Source organism: Halomonas sp. GXIMD04776 (assembly GCF_049808615.1).
Taxonomy (GTDB): domain Bacteria; phylum Pseudomonadota; class Gammaproteobacteria; order Pseudomonadales; family Halomonadaceae; genus Modicisalibacter.
This window is the reverse complement of the sequence record NZ_JBNCAN010000008.1, coordinates 83,173-98,058: the sequence shown is the minus strand read 5'-3', so window position 1 is coordinate 98,058 and position 14,886 is coordinate 83,173. Positions and strand designations below refer to the sequence as shown.

Annotated in this window: 11 protein-coding genes; 10 read left to right on the top strand and 1 reads right to left on the bottom strand. The window is 57.8% G+C overall.

From position 1 onward, the window contains the following. Positions 1-2 precede the first annotated feature (2 nt). Positions 3-2,141: an ATP-dependent DNA helicase DinG gene (gene dinG, locus ACPF7Z_RS07230; RefSeq protein WP_425192591.1), complete on the top strand. Its 2,139-nt coding sequence runs from the start codon at positions 3-5 to the stop codon at positions 2,139-2,141. 77 nt (positions 2,142-2,218) lie between these two features. Here dinG and ACPF7Z_RS07225 read toward each other — a convergent pair whose 3' ends face one another. Next, positions 2,219-3,298, bottom strand: coding sequence for a 3-deoxy-7-phosphoheptulonate synthase (locus tag ACPF7Z_RS07225; RefSeq protein WP_425192589.1), 1,080 nt, complete (start codon positions 3,296-3,298; stop codon positions 2,219-2,221). 285 nt (positions 3,299-3,583) lie between these two features. On the opposite strand from ACPF7Z_RS07225, the gene rpoE reads away from it, so the two are divergent. The 9 genes from rpoE (at position 3,584) to lepB (ending at position 14,866) form a co-directional block, all read left to right on the top strand. Further along, the gene (gene rpoE / locus ACPF7Z_RS07220; protein WP_425192588.1) at positions 3,584-4,189 is read left to right on the top strand and encodes an RNA polymerase sigma factor RpoE; all 606 of its coding nucleotides are present in this window, start codon (positions 3,584-3,586) and stop codon (positions 4,187-4,189) included. A gap of 205 nt (positions 4,190-4,394) precedes the next feature. Next, complete coding sequence (locus ACPF7Z_RS07215; protein ID WP_425192587.1) at positions 4,395-5,153, top strand: sigma-E factor negative regulatory protein; 759 nt, start codon at positions 4,395-4,397, stop codon at positions 5,151-5,153. Between the two features lie 50 nt (positions 5,154-5,203). After that, entirely contained in the window at positions 5,204-6,145 is a 942-nt protein-coding gene (locus ACPF7Z_RS07210) for a MucB/RseB C-terminal domain-containing protein (protein ID WP_425192586.1), read from the top strand. Then, positions 6,142-6,600, top strand: coding sequence for a SoxR reducing system RseC family protein (locus tag ACPF7Z_RS07205; protein WP_425192585.1), 459 nt, complete (start codon positions 6,142-6,144; stop codon positions 6,598-6,600). Before ACPF7Z_RS07210 ends, ACPF7Z_RS07205 begins: the two co-directional genes overlap by 4 nt. A gap of 184 nt (positions 6,601-6,784) precedes the next feature. After that, complete coding sequence (locus ACPF7Z_RS07200) at positions 6,785-8,209, top strand: DegQ family serine endoprotease (protein ID WP_425192584.1); 1,425 nt, start codon at positions 6,785-6,787, stop codon at positions 8,207-8,209. 235 nt (positions 8,210-8,444) lie between these two features. Continuing rightward, the gene (locus ACPF7Z_RS07195; RefSeq protein WP_425192583.1) at positions 8,445-10,565 is read left to right on the top strand and encodes a PAS domain S-box protein; all 2,121 of its coding nucleotides are present in this window, start codon (positions 8,445-8,447) and stop codon (positions 10,563-10,565) included. Positions 10,566-10,593: 28 nt separating this feature from the next. Next, a complete protein-coding gene (locus tag ACPF7Z_RS07190) occupies positions 10,594-12,081 on the top strand; it encodes a chemotaxis protein CheW (RefSeq protein WP_425192582.1) in 1,488 nt (495 codons plus the stop codon). Positions 12,082-12,187: 106 nt separating this feature from the next. Beyond that, positions 12,188-14,005 carry a translation elongation factor 4 gene (gene lepA / locus ACPF7Z_RS07185; protein WP_425192581.1) on the top strand — a complete coding sequence of 606 codons (1,818 nt, stop codon included), beginning with the start codon at positions 12,188-12,190 and terminating at the stop codon, positions 14,003-14,005. Positions 14,006-14,062: 57 nt separating this feature from the next. Further along, positions 14,063-14,866 carry a signal peptidase I gene (lepB, locus tag ACPF7Z_RS07180; RefSeq protein WP_425192580.1) on the top strand — a complete coding sequence of 268 codons (804 nt, stop codon included), beginning with the start codon at positions 14,063-14,065 and terminating at the stop codon, positions 14,864-14,866. Positions 14,867-14,886: the final 20 nt, after the last annotated feature.

Here is a 14,886-nt window from a genome sequence, read left to right as displayed (position 1 = left end):
GCATGCTCGATGAGGCGTTGAAAGAGGAGATCCAGACCGCGTATCGCCGAGTGCTCGAAGGTCTCGATCTGACTCCTCGCTACGGTCAGCGGCTGATGATTGCCGAGATCGCGCGCACGCTATCCAGCATCGAGGCGGATGAAAGCGGTCGGCGTCTCTCCAACGAGCACGTCTGCGTCCTCGAGGCCGGTACTGGTACCGGCAAGACCCTGGCCTATCTGCTTTCCGCCTTGCCGGTGGCTCAGGCCCGAGGCAAGCGTCTGATCGTCTCGACCGCCACGGTCGCCTTGCAGGAGCAGGTGCTGCATCAGGATCTGCCATCTCTCAAGCAGCACAGCGGCCTGCATTTCGATTTTGCCCTGGCCAAGGGGCGTGGCCGCTATCTTTGCGTGGCCAAGCTCGATCAGGCCTTGGATGGCGTGGAGGACAACCCCACCTTGTCGCTGTTCGAGCAGGCGCTGGAATCCCGGGATGGGGATGATTTTCATGGGCTGGTTCAGGAGATGGCCGATGCCTATGGCAACGGGCGCTGGGAAGGCGATCGCGATAGTTGGCCGGTGGCCATCGATGAGGGAAGCTGGCGGCGGTTGACCACGGATCATCGCCAGTGCACCAACCGGCGCTGCGGTCATTTCGGGGCCTGCGCATTCTTCCGCGCCCGGCGTCATCTCGACCAGGCCGATATCATCGTGACCAATCACGATCTGGTGCTTGCAGATCTGTCTCTCGGAGGCGGTGTGGTATTGCCATCGCCCAAGGACTGCATCTATATCTTCGACGAAGGGCACCATCTGCCGGACAAGGCGCTGGAGCACTTTTATCATCGCTTCGGGATCAATGGAGCGCTGCGCTGGCTGCGCACCCTGAAGAAATCGCTGACCGAGCTCAACACGGCCCTAGGCTCCCAGCCAACCCTCGCTCGGCTGTTGGCGGGTTTTCCGGATTTGATCGCCGCCATCGAGCCGCGTCTCGGTGAGGCATACTCACTTGGCCATCAGTTGGCGGAGCTGCCCAACGGGGCGGGCGAGGAGACACGCCATCATCGCTTTGCCATGGGGCGCGCACCAGCCCCCTTGCGCGAGATGGCGGCTGCGCTGGTCGTACCGTTTGACGAACTGTCACGCAATCTCGAAAGCATGGCGGATATCCTGCGCGAGAGCCTCGATCCGGACAAGGCGACGGGACTATCCCGGGAACAGGCCGAGCCTTGGCTACCCCTGGTGGCGTTGCTGCAGGGCCGCGCCCTGGAGGCGCATGCCCTGTGGCAGGCCATGGCCGCCGACGATACTCAAGGCGAACCGCCCCAGGCACGCTGGTTGACCTTCGATCAGCAGGGCGGCGATGCAGAGCTGACCTTCTCGGCCAGCCCGGTCTCGGCGGCAGAAACCCTGGCACGCTATCTATGGGGTAGCTGTTATGGTGCGGTGATTACCTCCGCTACGTTGACAGCGCTGGGCCGTTTCGAGCGGCTGCAGGAGCGTGCGGGACTCGCCAATCGCTACCGCTATCAGTGCCTGCCGAGCCCCTTCGATTATTCCAAGGCGGTGCTCAGCGTACCTCGTGAGGCGGTGGATCCTGGTGATCGCGATGCTCACGAGCGTGCCATCGTCGAATTCGTCACGGCGCTGGGTGACAAGGAGGCGGCACTCGTGCTGTTTTCTTCCCGGGCTCAGTTGCGAGCGGTGGAAAAGGCATTACCCAAGACCCACCAGACGAGAATATTGGCTCAGGACCGGCTACCCAAGCGCGAGTTGATCGATCGCCATCGCAAACGTGTCGATGCCGGCGAGAGCAGCGTCATCTTCGGCCTGGCGAGTTTTGCCGAAGGCATCGATCTGCCCGGTGACTATCTGACCCATGTGGTGGTCACGCGCTTGCCTTTTGCGGTGCCGGACGACCCGGTCGGGGCAACGCTGGCCGAGTGGATCGAAAGCCGTGGCGGCAACCCCTTCATGCGCATCTCGGTGCCGGATGCTTCGATCAAGCTGGTCCAGGCCTGTGGTCGGCTGATTCGCAAGGAGTCGGATCAAGGGCGCATCACGCTACTCGATCGGCGTGTGCTGACGCGGCGCTATGGGCGAGCGTTGCTCGATTCGCTGCCACCATTTCGGCGTGAAATCGACGGGCAGCTGCAAGCCTGACGTTACCCTGGCCTGGCATCCTTGAACGAACCTAAACGGGCCTGTCATTGACAGGCCCGTTTACAGGAATAAAAGCCTCAAGCCGCGTCGTGGCGATTGCCGAGCACCGGGCGCAGCTTCTCGTTCATGTCGTGAAAGCTCTGCACGGTGGTGTCCCAGTCGATGCAGGCATCGGTGATCGACACGCCATACGTTAATTGGCTGCGATCCTCAGGCATCTTCTGATTGCCCCAGCCCAAATGCGATTCGACCATCAGCCCCATGATCGAACGGTTACCATCGAGGATCTGGTTGGTGACATTTTCCATCACCAAGGGTTGTAGCGCAGGATCCTTGTTGGAGTTGGCGTGAGAGCAGTCGACCATGATGTTGCTCTTGACGCCGCCTTTTTTCAGTTCCTGCTCCGCGAGGGTCACGCTGACACTATCGTAGTTGGGTTTGCCGTTCCCCCCGCGTAGCACCACATGGCCGTAGGCATTCCCCCGCGTACGAATGATGGCCACCTGCCCGGCCTGATCGATTCCCAGGAAGTTGTGCGGATGCGCCACGGATTGCAGGGCATTGATCGCAACGTCCAGGCTGCCATCGGTGCCGTTCTTGAAACCGACCGGGCAGGAGAGTCCTGACGCCATCTCCCGGTGGGTCTGGGATTCCGTGGTGCGCGCACCCACCGCGGACCAGCTGATGCAATCCTGCAAATATTGCGGAGAAATCGGGTCGAGTGCCTCGGTGGCCAGGGGTAGCCCCATTTCCGATAGTTCCACCAGTAGGCCGCGGGCGATGTGGAGTCCTTCTTCGATCTCGAAGGAGTCGTTGAGATGCGGATCGTTGATCAGTCCTTTCCAGCCCACCGTAGTGCGTGGCTTCTCGAAATAGACCCTCATCACGATGTACAGGCTATCGCTGACCTCTTCGGCCAGGCGTTTCAAGCGCTGGGCATAGTCTCTTGCCGCCTCGACGTCGTGAATCGAGCAAGGCCCGACGACCATCAATAGTCGCGGATCCTCTCCATCGAGAATACGTTGTATGGTACGCCGGCCCTCGATGACGGTTTTTTCCGCAGCCTCGGTGAGCGGCACTTCCTTTTTCAAGTCTTCCGGCGTGATAAGAACGTCCTGCGCAAGGACGTTGAGATTGTTAACCTGTTGATCGGACATTCAGATACCTGTGATGATTCGCACTAAGGGGCAATGTTGTCTACTATCGCTTGTCGTCCGTGGGAAAATCAATGACTCAAGGAGGTTCGTCGTTGTCGATCGAGGTGCTGGAAGGCGTCAGTGGCGCGATCGGGTATCGGGAAAACAGGAATGCTTATGTATAGTTGTCCTTTCATGTTCACACCGCGGACCGTCACCATGACCCGAAGTTGCGCCAGCGCATGCATTGTCCGTTCAAAGGCAATCATGGCTCCGGCCCATCCTGCCCGCACGGGGAGGAAGTGAATGGGCAATAGGGAAACCGACCAGCAACTCGTACTGCGGGCACAACAGGGGGATACACGCGCTTTCGATTTGTTGGTGAAGAAGTATCAGCACAAGATTCTGGGGCTGATCGGTCGTTATGTACACGACCATGCCGAAGTGCAGGATGTTGCCCAGGAGGCTTTTATCAAGGCCTATCGTGCCTTGGGCAAGTTTCGTGCCGAAAGTGCTTTCTATACCTGGATGTATCGTATCGCCATCAACACCGCGAAGAATCATCTCGTCTCCAAGGGACGCCGCCCGCCGGGGAGCGATCTGGATATCAACGATGCCGAGATCGTCGATCACAGTGGGCGTTTGGCCGATACGGAAACGCCGGAAGCCTCAATCGCGCGAGATCAATTGGAAGCGGCGATTTTCGAAGCGATCGAGGCGCTTCCGGAAGATCTACGTACGGCCATCACGCTGCGTGAGCTTGATGGTCTCTCCTATGAAGATATCGCCAATATCATGCAGTGTCCGGTGGGTACTGTGCGTTCGCGTATCTTTCGCGCCAGAGAGGCCGTGGACAAGCAGATGCGGCCGCTACTTGCGCATGAGAGTGATGAGGGCGTGCTGAATGAGTAGGGAATAGGAAATTAAAAAATATGAATTTTTTGCACAAATCACTGAACTGTCCGCCTGCTGCGACGTCATAGAAGATGTTCGCACCTTGTAGGTGCAGGGGGTAAATCCAGCACGATATCATGTGCACGGATCAGGGCATGCTGATATTAGAACAATGAGCTGCAATAAGCTCCGTTGTGCGTTTTTTTGAATGTGAGGGTTTGAAATGAAGGACAATTGTCGCGAATCGCTGTCCGCATTGATGGACAATGAAGGCGATGAGCTGGAATTACGTCGTGTTCTAAAATCACTCGCCAATCAAGCGGACGATGGTCAAGCTTGGCGTCGCTATCATCTCGCGCGAAGTCTGATGCAGCGTGATCACTCCATCGATACGTCTGTCGATATTTCCGATCGGGTGATGGCTTGTCTGGAAAGTGAGCCCGTGCCTCAAATCCCATCCGACAAGGCGTCGAAGCGTAGTGGCAATCTTTCTTTTGCCGGAAGTGCCGCCGTCGCCGCCACCGTTTCGCTCATGGTGATTGCCGGTGCGCAATTCTATGACGGCGGTAGCGATAATATCTCCAGCGTGTCGCCGGAGCTGGCCAACAGCAGCAGTGGCAACGTCAATGACGTCATCAATAGTGGCGGTGAGAGCCCCAATGCCGTCGGGTTTGGCTCCCGCGCGCAGCAGGCCTCCGTTTCCAGCAACCGTTCACTGCCATCGCTGGATGTGACCAGTCTGCCATCGTTTCGTCCTTCGCCCGCTTACGACACCGGTTTGATGGAAGTAGGGTTTGGTGCTGCGGACCAACCGATGTTCATGGCACCCCATTCCAACGCCTCGTTGCGCAGCGAGAAAGAGCAATCCCAGTTGCTGCAGCATTATCTGGAGCGTCACGCAGAAGGGGCGGCGCACCGTTCCGGTGAGGCTTGGATACCGCTGCTTCGCGCCTCTTCTCAGGAAGTTACGAGTACTCGTTGATGTTATCGGCGTTCAAGACGGCTTTGTATGCGGCTGGGGCGCTATGCGTGATGACAGGCTTGTCGAGTACTGCGATTGCTGCCGCCGAGAATAGCGTCGATTGTGGGCAGCTGGCCGAAAATTCCACGCCCACCTCGCCGCTGGGCTGGCTCGAGCGCAGCATGATGGCAAGCCAATGCTACGTGTTTCGAGCTCGGGCCATACGCATCAGTCCCGAAGGGGTGCGTACCCTGGCGTTGGCCCATGAGATTCATGACGGCGTCGTGCGGGAAGTGACCAGCTATCTGGATGGCCCTGCAGTCATTTACGAACGTTACGGTCGGCTTGGGCGCAATGGCGTCATGATGCGCCGGACGACGGATGGCTCACCTACCGTGGCGCTGCAACCCATCGACCGGCATTATCATCTGACACTGGGTGATAAAGAACGGGTGGCGGGGCGACCCAGCATGCGTCTCGATATCGAGCCACGTGATGACCTACGCTATGGCCATCGTTTATGGCTCGACATGGCCACGGGACTGCCGCTCAAACAGAATCTCGTCGATGAGGAAGGCAAGATTATCGAAACCTTCCAGATGACCGAGCTGATCGAACCGACACTTTATGCTCAGTCGGTGGCACTCGAGCCCCTTCACGACATGCCCACAGGCCCTTGGCAGCCGGATTGGCTCCCACCCGGGTATGCTTCTGTCTCGTTACCGCCGACGCCGGGGTTTTCTGGCAAAACCATGAGTCACAGACTTTATAGTGACGGCTTATCCAGCTTCAGTCTCTTTATTCAGCCTCTGGAGAAGGGGCAAAGGGCCTTGTTACCCGGTATCCATCGACTGGGAATTTCCTACGCGGCGGTGCGCCATGTGAACTTGAAAGATCACACCTTGCAGATAGTGGTGCTCGGTGAGTTGCCCCCGCGGGCCCTTTATCGGGTTGCCTCTCAGTTGCAGTACCAAAGTAGTACCGATCGAGTGCAGAAAGACCCCGCACCATGAGCGAGCAAGAAACAACACAAAGGTTGACGGCTCACTGTCTGGAGGAGCGCGCCGTGGTCGTTGCGCTCTTCGCTGGAGGCGCATGGGTCGAAGCCCGGCCTCAGGACGGTTGCCACGGCTGTACGCAGCAAGGGTGCGGTGCCGGCCTGGTAGCACGACGACGCCTGCGGCACTTGTCGCTTTACACGGATGCGCCGCTGCGCGTTGGGGATCGGGTGCGACTGGGATTGCCCGCCAGAGGATTCTTGTACAGTGCCTTGGTCGTTTATGGAGTGCCGCTACTCATCGCGATCACGGCTGGTGGGCTTGCCGAGAGATGGGTCTCATTAGGCAACATGGCTGTACCGCTTGTCTTTGTCGGCGGGCTCTTGGTGGGCAGTCTGCTCAGCCGCTACTGGCTGCAACGGCATCCTGGCCAATACCATCCTATACTGCTGGCAGTTGAACCCCATTGATGCTCTTCGGCATGTACGGTTTTTTCGTAGCCACTGAACTCTCGATCCATGGCGATATCCAATGTTTCCGAGCGAGGGCGGGCCCTTCTTTACAAGATTACAAGAGAGACAAGATAGCGCCTCACGAGGGTCATGACGTCAGGACAATAATATGTTTTGGATAGCAGGTAACCAGGAGTACTCAATGCAACGTACCTCACGATACCTTTCCCAATGGCTGATGCTGATGGCAGTGGCCTTCTTCATGCAGGCCGCCCAGGCCCGCGAATTGCCCGACTTCACCGAGTTGGTCAAGCAGGCGGCTCCCGGCGTCGTCAATATCTCCAGTACCCGGGAAGTCAAGCAACGCAGCATGCCGTTCGGTGGTTCTCACGGTCAGGACATACCCGAATTCTTTCGCCGCTTCTTTGAGGATCAAATGCCCCCGGGACATGGTCAGCGTGGCCCTGGACGCTCCCAGGAGCTGCAGTCGTTGGGCTCGGGGTTCATCATCAGCAAGGATGGCTACGTATTGACCAATGCCCATGTGGTCGATGGCGCCGACTCGATCGTGGTGCGCTTGAACGATCGCCGCGAACTCGATGCCGAATTGATTGGTGCCGATGCCAAGACGGATATCGCCCTGCTCAAGATCGATGGTGACAATCTGCCCACCCTCGATCTAGGGGATTCAGAACGGCTCGAGGTCGGAGAGTGGGTCGCGGCGATCGGTTCGCCTTTCGGTTTCGATCATTCCGTGACTGCGGGCATCGTCAGTGCCATCAACCGGACACTCCCCAGCGATGCCTATGTGCCTTTTATTCAGACCGATGTCGCCATCAATCCGGGTAACTCCGGTGGCCCCTTGTTCAATCTGGAAGGCCAGGTGGTGGGTATCAACTCCCAGATATTCACTCGCAGCGGCGGGTTCATGGGCTTGTCCTTCGCCATACCGATCAATGTCGCGATGGATATTGCCGATCAACTGCGTGACGACGGGCGAGTCAGCCGTGGCTGGCTTGGCGTGGTGATTCAGCCGGTATCGAAGGATCTGGCAGAATCATTCGGTCTGGACGGCCCTGAGGGTGCCTTGATTGCCGATGTTGCACCGGATGCTCCGGCGGCCAAGGCAGGACTGAAGGCCGGCGATATCGTGCTGTCCGTCAACGGCGAAGCGGTCGAGCGCTCCGCTACGCTGCCGCGACTGGTCGGTCGCATCGATCCGGGTAACGATGCCAAGCTCGAGATACTGCGTGACGGAGAGCGTGTCACCAAGACCGTGACGGTAGGGGACTGGCCGGAAGAAGGCATGCCCATGGCCTCCTCCGGTGGCAAGGGCGATCCCCGCACGCGTCTCGGCGTGACGGTCGCATCGCTCAGTGACGAGCAGCTCGAGAGCCTCAACCTTTCTTCCGGTGTTCGGGTGGAAGAGGTGGCGCCGGATAGCGTGGCCGCCAGCGCAGGTGTGCGTCCGGGGGATATCATTGTCTCGCTGGATCAGCAGGACATCGATTCCGCCAAGCGCTTGAGTGAGGTGGTGAGCAACATCGAAGGCAATCGCGCGGTGCCGCTACGGCTCTATCGCGATGGCCGGTCGCTGTTCGTGGCACTGCGGTTGGGTGAGAAATAATGGTGCGTTAATTCATGTGACAGTTGAGAACGGGGCCATGTGCCCCGTTTTTTGTTGTCTTAACTGTTCTCAAGTCGAGCATTGGACAGGTCTTGCCTGGCTAAAGTATTCCCCTGCTGGGGCGATAGAACACAAAGGCTACAGGTAAAATCTGGCCTAAGACTGTATGCCGTGAATAAGAAAACTTGCTGACTACCCAGGCCGCAATTGACTCGTACGGATCGGAACTTCTTTTATGACCCAGAAAGCAGACCCAAGCTCAAGCAAAGAATCAAATGGAAGCAGCGATCAGTCGGCCTCGCTATGGCGAGCCATTCATCGCTCCCAGGCCATCATCGAATTCGATACCGATGGCCATATTCTTGACGCCAACCAGAATTTTCTGGATGCGGTAGGCTATAGCCTCGACGAGATTCGCGGACAGCATCATCGCATCTTCTGCGACGATGGCTATGCCAAGAGCGAAGAGTATCGCAAGTTCTGGCAGGCACTAAAGCGCGGTGAATTCGCCAGCGGTGAATTCAAGCGTATTGACAAGAACAAAAATGAAATCTGGTTGAATGCCACCTACAATCCGATCTTCGATGCAGAGCGGCAGCCCTACAAGGTAGTCAAGTTCGCGACCAATATCACCGAGCAAAAGCACAAGAATGCGGAGTTCGAGAGCCAGATCGACGCGATTGGACGCTCTCAAGCCGTCATCGAGTTCGATCTCAACGGCATTGTAACCGCCGCCAATGATAATTTTCTCAAGACGGTTGGCTATCCCCGAGATGCGGTCATCGGCCAACACCACCGTATATTCTGCGATGAAAGCTATGCTCGAAGCGAAGCCTACCAGGAATTTTGGGAACAGCTGGGGCGGGGCGAGTTTATTAGCGGAGAGTTCCAGCGACAGCATCGCAGAGGGCACGCCATCTGGCTGCAGGCGACCTACAATCCTATCCTGGACCCATCTGGGCGCGCCTATAAAGTCATCAAGTTTGCCAACGACATCACCGAGCAAAAGCGGCTCAATGCCGAATTCGAGGGCAAGGTCAATGCCATCGACCGCGCCCAGGCGGTGATCGAGTTCGACATGGAAGGGCACGTACTGACCGCCAACCAGCAGTTTCTGGCAACGACAGGCTATGCGCTGAAGGATATTCAGGGGCAGCACCACAAGCTTTTCTGCGAACCGAAATATGCCAAGAGCGAAGAGTACAAGAGCTTCTGGGCGAAGCTGCGCCGTGGAGAATTCGTCGCGGGGGAATTCAAGCGTCTGGGTAGCGACAAGCGCGAGATATGGTTGCAGGCCACCTACAACCCGATCTTCGATGTCGCCGGCAAGCTCACCAAGATAGTCAAGTTCGCCACGGACGTGACGGAAAGCAAACGCAGTAACGCCGAGTTCGAAGGCAAGGTCAATGCCATGGATCGTGCCCAGGCGGTCATCGAATTCGATCTGAAAGGCAATATTCTGACGGCCAATCGCAATTTTCTCGACACCCTGGGCTATCACGCCGACGAGATTCTCGGTCAGCATCACCGCATGTTCTGTGAGCAGGCGTACGTCCTCAGCGCGGAATATCGCGATTTCTGGCAGGCATTGAATCGCGGCGAGTTCTTCAACGGGCGTTTCATGCGACTGGGCAAGCACGGGCGGCAGGTATGGATTCAGGCGACCTATAACCCGATTTTCAACGCCAACGGCGAGCCCTACAAGATCGTGAAGTTCGCCACCGACATCACGGCTCAGGTCGAACTGGAAACGAGCATCCAGCAGCAGTCGGAGGCAATGAATGCTTCGATTCTGGAACTCAACCAGGCGATCAATGGAATTGCCGAGCATACCCGGGTCACACGGGAGCTAGCCCAGGGTACACGAAGCGAAGCCGAACGGGGCAATCGGGCGCTGCAGGATTCGAGCGAAGCCATGGCAGCCATCCAGAAATCCTCCGAGGATATCGATGAAATCGTCAAGACGATCGGTGAAATTGCAGCACAGACCAATCTGCTGGCCTTCAATGCCGCCATCGAGGCGGCGCGTGCCGGGGAGCATGGCCTTGGGTTCTCCGTCGTGGCGGATGAGGTGCGCAAGCTGGCCGAGAAATCCGGTGATGCCACGCGTCAGATCAATCGCTTGCTGGGGGAGTCGCTGAAGTGTATCGACAATGGCAATGACGTTTCCCGGCGTGCCCAGGAAGCCTTCTCGCGCATTACCGAAGGGGTTGAACAGACGACCTCCGCGGTTGAGCAGATCGATGTCACCGCCTCGTCCCAGTTGGATACCGCCGCACACGTCGAGAAATTGATTCAGGAACTGGCCAGGGCGACGCGCAAGAATTCATCGGAAGGTCTTTCGAAGTCTGCCTGAGTCGTCTCTTGAATAGGATGAATGTCGCATGAGTCAACGCACATTGGGCGTCCTGGGTCTCGGTGAAAGCATCGTCGCCCTGGACGCATGCCATCTGCTGGAAGTAGTGAAACCCGACACGCCCCTGGTGCCGCGACCCCTGGCGCCGGCGTGGTCCTTGGGAACGTTCAGGCTGCGGGATTCACTTATCCCCTGTGTGGACCTGGGTGGACTTTTACAGCTTGGTCCCAGCGAGGCGTCAGGATCGGCGGAGAAGCACATCGCCATCGTAAACTATCGCGGTGGACGCTTTGGCCTGCTCATCGATCGCGCCTACGACATGATTACCGTCGAACAGAGCCAGATGAGCGTCTTGGGCAAGGAAGCCGGGGCGGCCAGTGAGCTCACTCCCTGGCTGGTAACCCATCCCGTTTCAGGACAGCCGATCTATCTGCTGGATATCGACGTTCTTTTCTCACTGGAAGGCATGGTGCTGGCTTTCGAGGACGTCGATCAGACGTCGTCATCGTCAACGGCCCTGAAGGACGATGCACAGCAGCTCGGACGCGGCTCGCACCGCTATCTGCTCGTCGATATCGAAGAGGCAACCCTTGCCATCGACACCGCCGTCGTCAGCGAGATCACTGCCTGCGGCGCGGTTGAGAGGCCGGTAGTGAACGTCAAGGCATATCTGGGCAACGTGGCGCTACGTGACATGCGCATTCCGATCTTTGATCCAGGGATACTGATGGGCTACCCGCCATTGACGTTGTCGCCCTCCCATGTGGTCGTGCTCAATACCGACAGCGGGCGTATCGGTTTGGCGGTCACTCGCATCAATACCATCTGTGCCTTCGATGACAACGATCTGCACCCGCTGCCCGGTGGGGATCAGGCCGTCGATCAGGTTGCGGGAGTATTGAGTCGGCCCGAACAAGACGATGCATTGTGCCTTGATCATCGTAAGTTGTTCACGGGAGAGGCGCTCGGGGCATTGGCGCAGATTCATGCCCGCCTGGGCGACGAAGTCAGCGATCGGCGCACTCAACAGGAGTGGCAGCGTTTTGCCTTCGTGCATTTTGAAAGTGGTGGGTGCTATGTCGAGCTGCTCGAGCAGCTGGATGCCGTGCTGCCCTTGCCGGAAAACGTGCTGCCGCTGAAAGAGGACGGGCCCTTTTTCGCTGCCATGCGCCACCGGGAGCAGACGGTCTCTTTAGTGGATCTGCGGATACTATTGGGCAAGAACGCGGATGTGCCTGCAGAGCATGTGCTGGTGGCGGACAGCGGCCAGGGTATGGTCGGTTTCATGGTGGATCAGGTCACCCGGATCGAATACATGGATGCACCGGTGAATAGTTTTACCCTGCGCTGGCGTGGCGACGTGAATCCTGACGCCCCGCCGGTTGAGCAGGCACAGCGGATGATCGCCGTGGGTGAAGGGGCGCGGCAACAGATCCATTCCGTTCTCTGTCTGCAAACTCTGGCCCGCCTGCTGGTCCAGGCTGACAAGGAAATATCGCCCATGGCGTCAGCCTAGTCTGGGCATTACTGTCCTTGAACTCGCCTTGCCGGTACAATAGCCCCACATTTTTGGCGTCTTCTACTCCGGCGAGGGCGCAATTATCATGGCGGAAAGAGAGTCAATGGCAGACACGGCGAGTTCCGATCGAATCAAGCACATCCGTAACTTCTCGATCATCGCACATATCGATCACGGCAAATCGACCCTGGCGGATCGCATCATTCAGCTATGTGGCGGCCTGACCGAGCGGGAACTCAAGGAGCAGGTGCTCGATTCGATGGATATCGAGCGTGAGCGCGGTATCACCATCAAGGCACAATCGGTGACCTTGGATTACCGTGCCGACAATGGCGAGCTTTACCAGCTCAACTTCATCGATACCCCGGGCCACGTGGATTTTTCCTATGAAGTGTCCCGGTCGTTATATGCCTGCGAAGGTGCCTTGCTGGTAGTGGATGCAGCCCAAGGTGTCGAAGCCCAGTCCGTGGCCAACTGCTATACCGCCATTGCACAGAATCTCGAAGTGCTGCCAGTGCTCAACAAGATCGACCTCCCCCAGGCCGATCCGGATCGTGTCGCTCAGGAAATCGAAGAGATCATCGGGCTGGACGCGGTCGATGCCTGCCAGGTGTCCGCCAAGACCGGTGTGGGCATGGAAGGGTTGCTGGAACGCCTGGTACGGGACATCCCTTACCCCAAGGGCGATGCAGAGTCCCCGTTGCAAGCGTTGATCGTCGACTCCTGGTTCGATAATTACCTGGGTGTGGTCTCCCTGGTGCGAATCTTCGATGGCACCTTGAAGAAGGGCGACAAGATTCGCATGAAATCCACCGGACGAGACTGGGAAGCCACCGAGGTCGGCATCTTCAACCCCAAGCGTCACCAGACCGGGATACTGCGTGCCGGTGAGGTAGGCTTCGTGGTGGCGGGTATCAAGGACATTCATGGTGCTCCGGTGGGGGACACCATCACCCATGCCAAGACGCCGAATGTCGAACGTTTGCCAGGCTTCCAGAAGATCAAGCCTCAGGTATATGCCGGCATGTTTCCGGTCAGCGCCGACGACTACGAGGCATTTCGCGATGCCCTTGAAAAGCTCGCCCTGAACGATGCCTCCTTGCAGTACGAACCGGAGAACTCCGACGCCCTGGGCTTTGGCTTTCGTGTCGGCTTTCTGGGCACGCTGCACATGGAGATCATTCAAGAACGGCTGGAGCGTGAATACGATCTCGATCTCCTGACCACGGCACCCACGGTGGTCTACGAACTGGCAATGGACGATGGCGAGATACGCTACGTCGCCAATCCCTCCAAGCTGCCGGATATGGCCAATGTCGACGAGATGCGCGAGCCCATCGTGCGCGCCAGTATCCTGGTGCCCCAGGAGTTCGTCGGTAACGTCATTGCCGAGTGTGAACAACGGCGGGGTACCCAGCTCGATATGCAATTCCTGGGCAATCAGATTCAACTGACCTACGAGTTACCCATGAGCGAAGTGGTGATGGATTTCTTCGACCGCTTGAAATCGATCTCCCGGGGGTATGCCTCTCTCGATTATAGCTTCGAGCGTTTCGAGGCCGCTAAACTGGTGCGTCTGGATGTGCTCATCAATGGCGACAAGGTCGATGCCCTGGCGGCGATCATTCACCGCGATCATGCGCATGGGCGTGGTCGTGCATTGGTCGAAAAGATGAAGGAACTTATTCCCCGCCAGATGTTCGATGTGGCGATTCAGGCCGCGATCGGCGGTCAAGTCGTGGCGCGCTCCACGGTCAAGGCGCTGCGCAAGAACGTCACCGCCAAGTGCTACGGGGGTGACGTGACGCGCAAGAAGAAGCTGCTTGAAAAGCAGAAGGCCGGCAAGAAGCGCATGAAACAAGTGGGCCGGGTGGAAATTCCACAGGACGCTTTTCTTGCAGTACTCAAGGTCAACGATTAACAAAGAGAGCATGCTCCAAGAGCTGCTCTCCCAGAACCATCAGGATCAAGACGACTCATGGATTTTTCGCTACTGTTGGTGGTGGCCGTTGCCGTCACGGGATTGGTATGGCTGCTGGATGTCCTTTGGTGGCGGCCTGCGCGACACGCCAAGCTGGCCAAGGCAGTGTCGTCAGAGGGTACGACCCTGGATGATAAAACGCAGCACAAGCTGGGCAAGGACCCTTGGCCAGTCGACTATGCGCGCTCCTTTTTTCCGGTGCTGCTGGTGGTATTGCTGTTGCGCAGCTTTCTGGTGGAGCCTTTTCAAATTCCTTCGGGGTCGATGCGCCCCACACTGGAAATTGGTGATTTCATCCTGGTCAACAAGTTTACCTATGGTTTGCGTCTGCCGGTCGTCCATACAGAAATCGTCGATTTCGGTGAGCCCGAGCGCGGCGATGTGATGGTGTTTCGCTTCCCCCAGGAGCCTACGGTCAATTTCATCAAGCGCGTCATCGGGTTGCCCGGCGATCGTATTCGTTATGAAGATAAACAGCTTTATGTCAACGGTGAGCCGGTACCCAAGGAGTTGACCGACGCCGACCCGACGAAGGCGCCGGGTGAGCAGCGTTACGAGGAACAGCTTGCCGAACGGCTCCATGCCATTTACAACAACCCACAGGACCCCGGTCCACAGCTGCGCGAAGTGATAGTGCCTGAGGGGCACTATTTCATGATGGGAGACAATCGCGATCATTCCAACGACAGCCGTTACTGGGGCTTCGTGCCGGAGGAAAACATCGTAGGCAAGGCGTTCGCCGTATGGATGCATTGGGACGGCGGATTGCCAAGCTTCACTTCGGTGCGCGCGATCGAATGAAGTCGCTGAAAAAACATGTC

What these genes read in the sequence shown, in the direction of transcription:
- ACPF7Z_RS07205 (WP_425192585.1), top strand. Translation starts at nt 6,142, where the DNA reads ATGAGCGAGCAAGAAACAACACAAAGGTTGACGGCTCACTGTCTGGAG.
- lepB (WP_425192580.1), top strand. Translation starts at nt 14,063, where the DNA reads ATGGATTTTTCGCTACTGTTGGTGGTGGCCGTTGCCGTCACGGGATTG.
- ACPF7Z_RS07210 (WP_425192586.1), top strand. Translation starts at nt 5,204, where the DNA reads ATGACAGGCTTGTCGAGTACTGCGATTGCTGCCGCCGAGAATAGCGTC.
- ACPF7Z_RS07195 (WP_425192583.1), top strand. Translation starts at nt 8,445, where the DNA reads ATGACCCAGAAAGCAGACCCAAGCTCAAGCAAAGAATCAAATGGAAGC.
- lepA (WP_425192581.1), top strand. Translation starts at nt 12,188, where the DNA reads ATGGCAGACACGGCGAGTTCCGATCGAATCAAGCACATCCGTAACTTC.
- rpoE (WP_425192588.1), top strand. Translation starts at nt 3,584, where the DNA reads ATGGGCAATAGGGAAACCGACCAGCAACTCGTACTGCGGGCACAACAG.
- ACPF7Z_RS07215 (WP_425192587.1), top strand. Translation starts at nt 4,395, where the DNA reads ATGAAGGACAATTGTCGCGAATCGCTGTCCGCATTGATGGACAATGAA.
- ACPF7Z_RS07225 (WP_425192589.1), bottom strand. Translation starts at nt 3,298, where the DNA reads ATGTCCGATCAACAGGTTAACAATCTCAACGTCCTTGCGCAGGACGTT.
- dinG (WP_425192591.1), top strand. Translation starts at nt 3, where the DNA reads ATGCTCGATGAGGCGTTGAAAGAGGAGATCCAGACCGCGTATCGCCGA.
- ACPF7Z_RS07190 (WP_425192582.1), top strand. Translation starts at nt 10,594, where the DNA reads ATGAGTCAACGCACATTGGGCGTCCTGGGTCTCGGTGAAAGCATCGTC.
- ACPF7Z_RS07200 (WP_425192584.1), top strand. Translation starts at nt 6,785, where the DNA reads ATGCAACGTACCTCACGATACCTTTCCCAATGGCTGATGCTGATGGCA.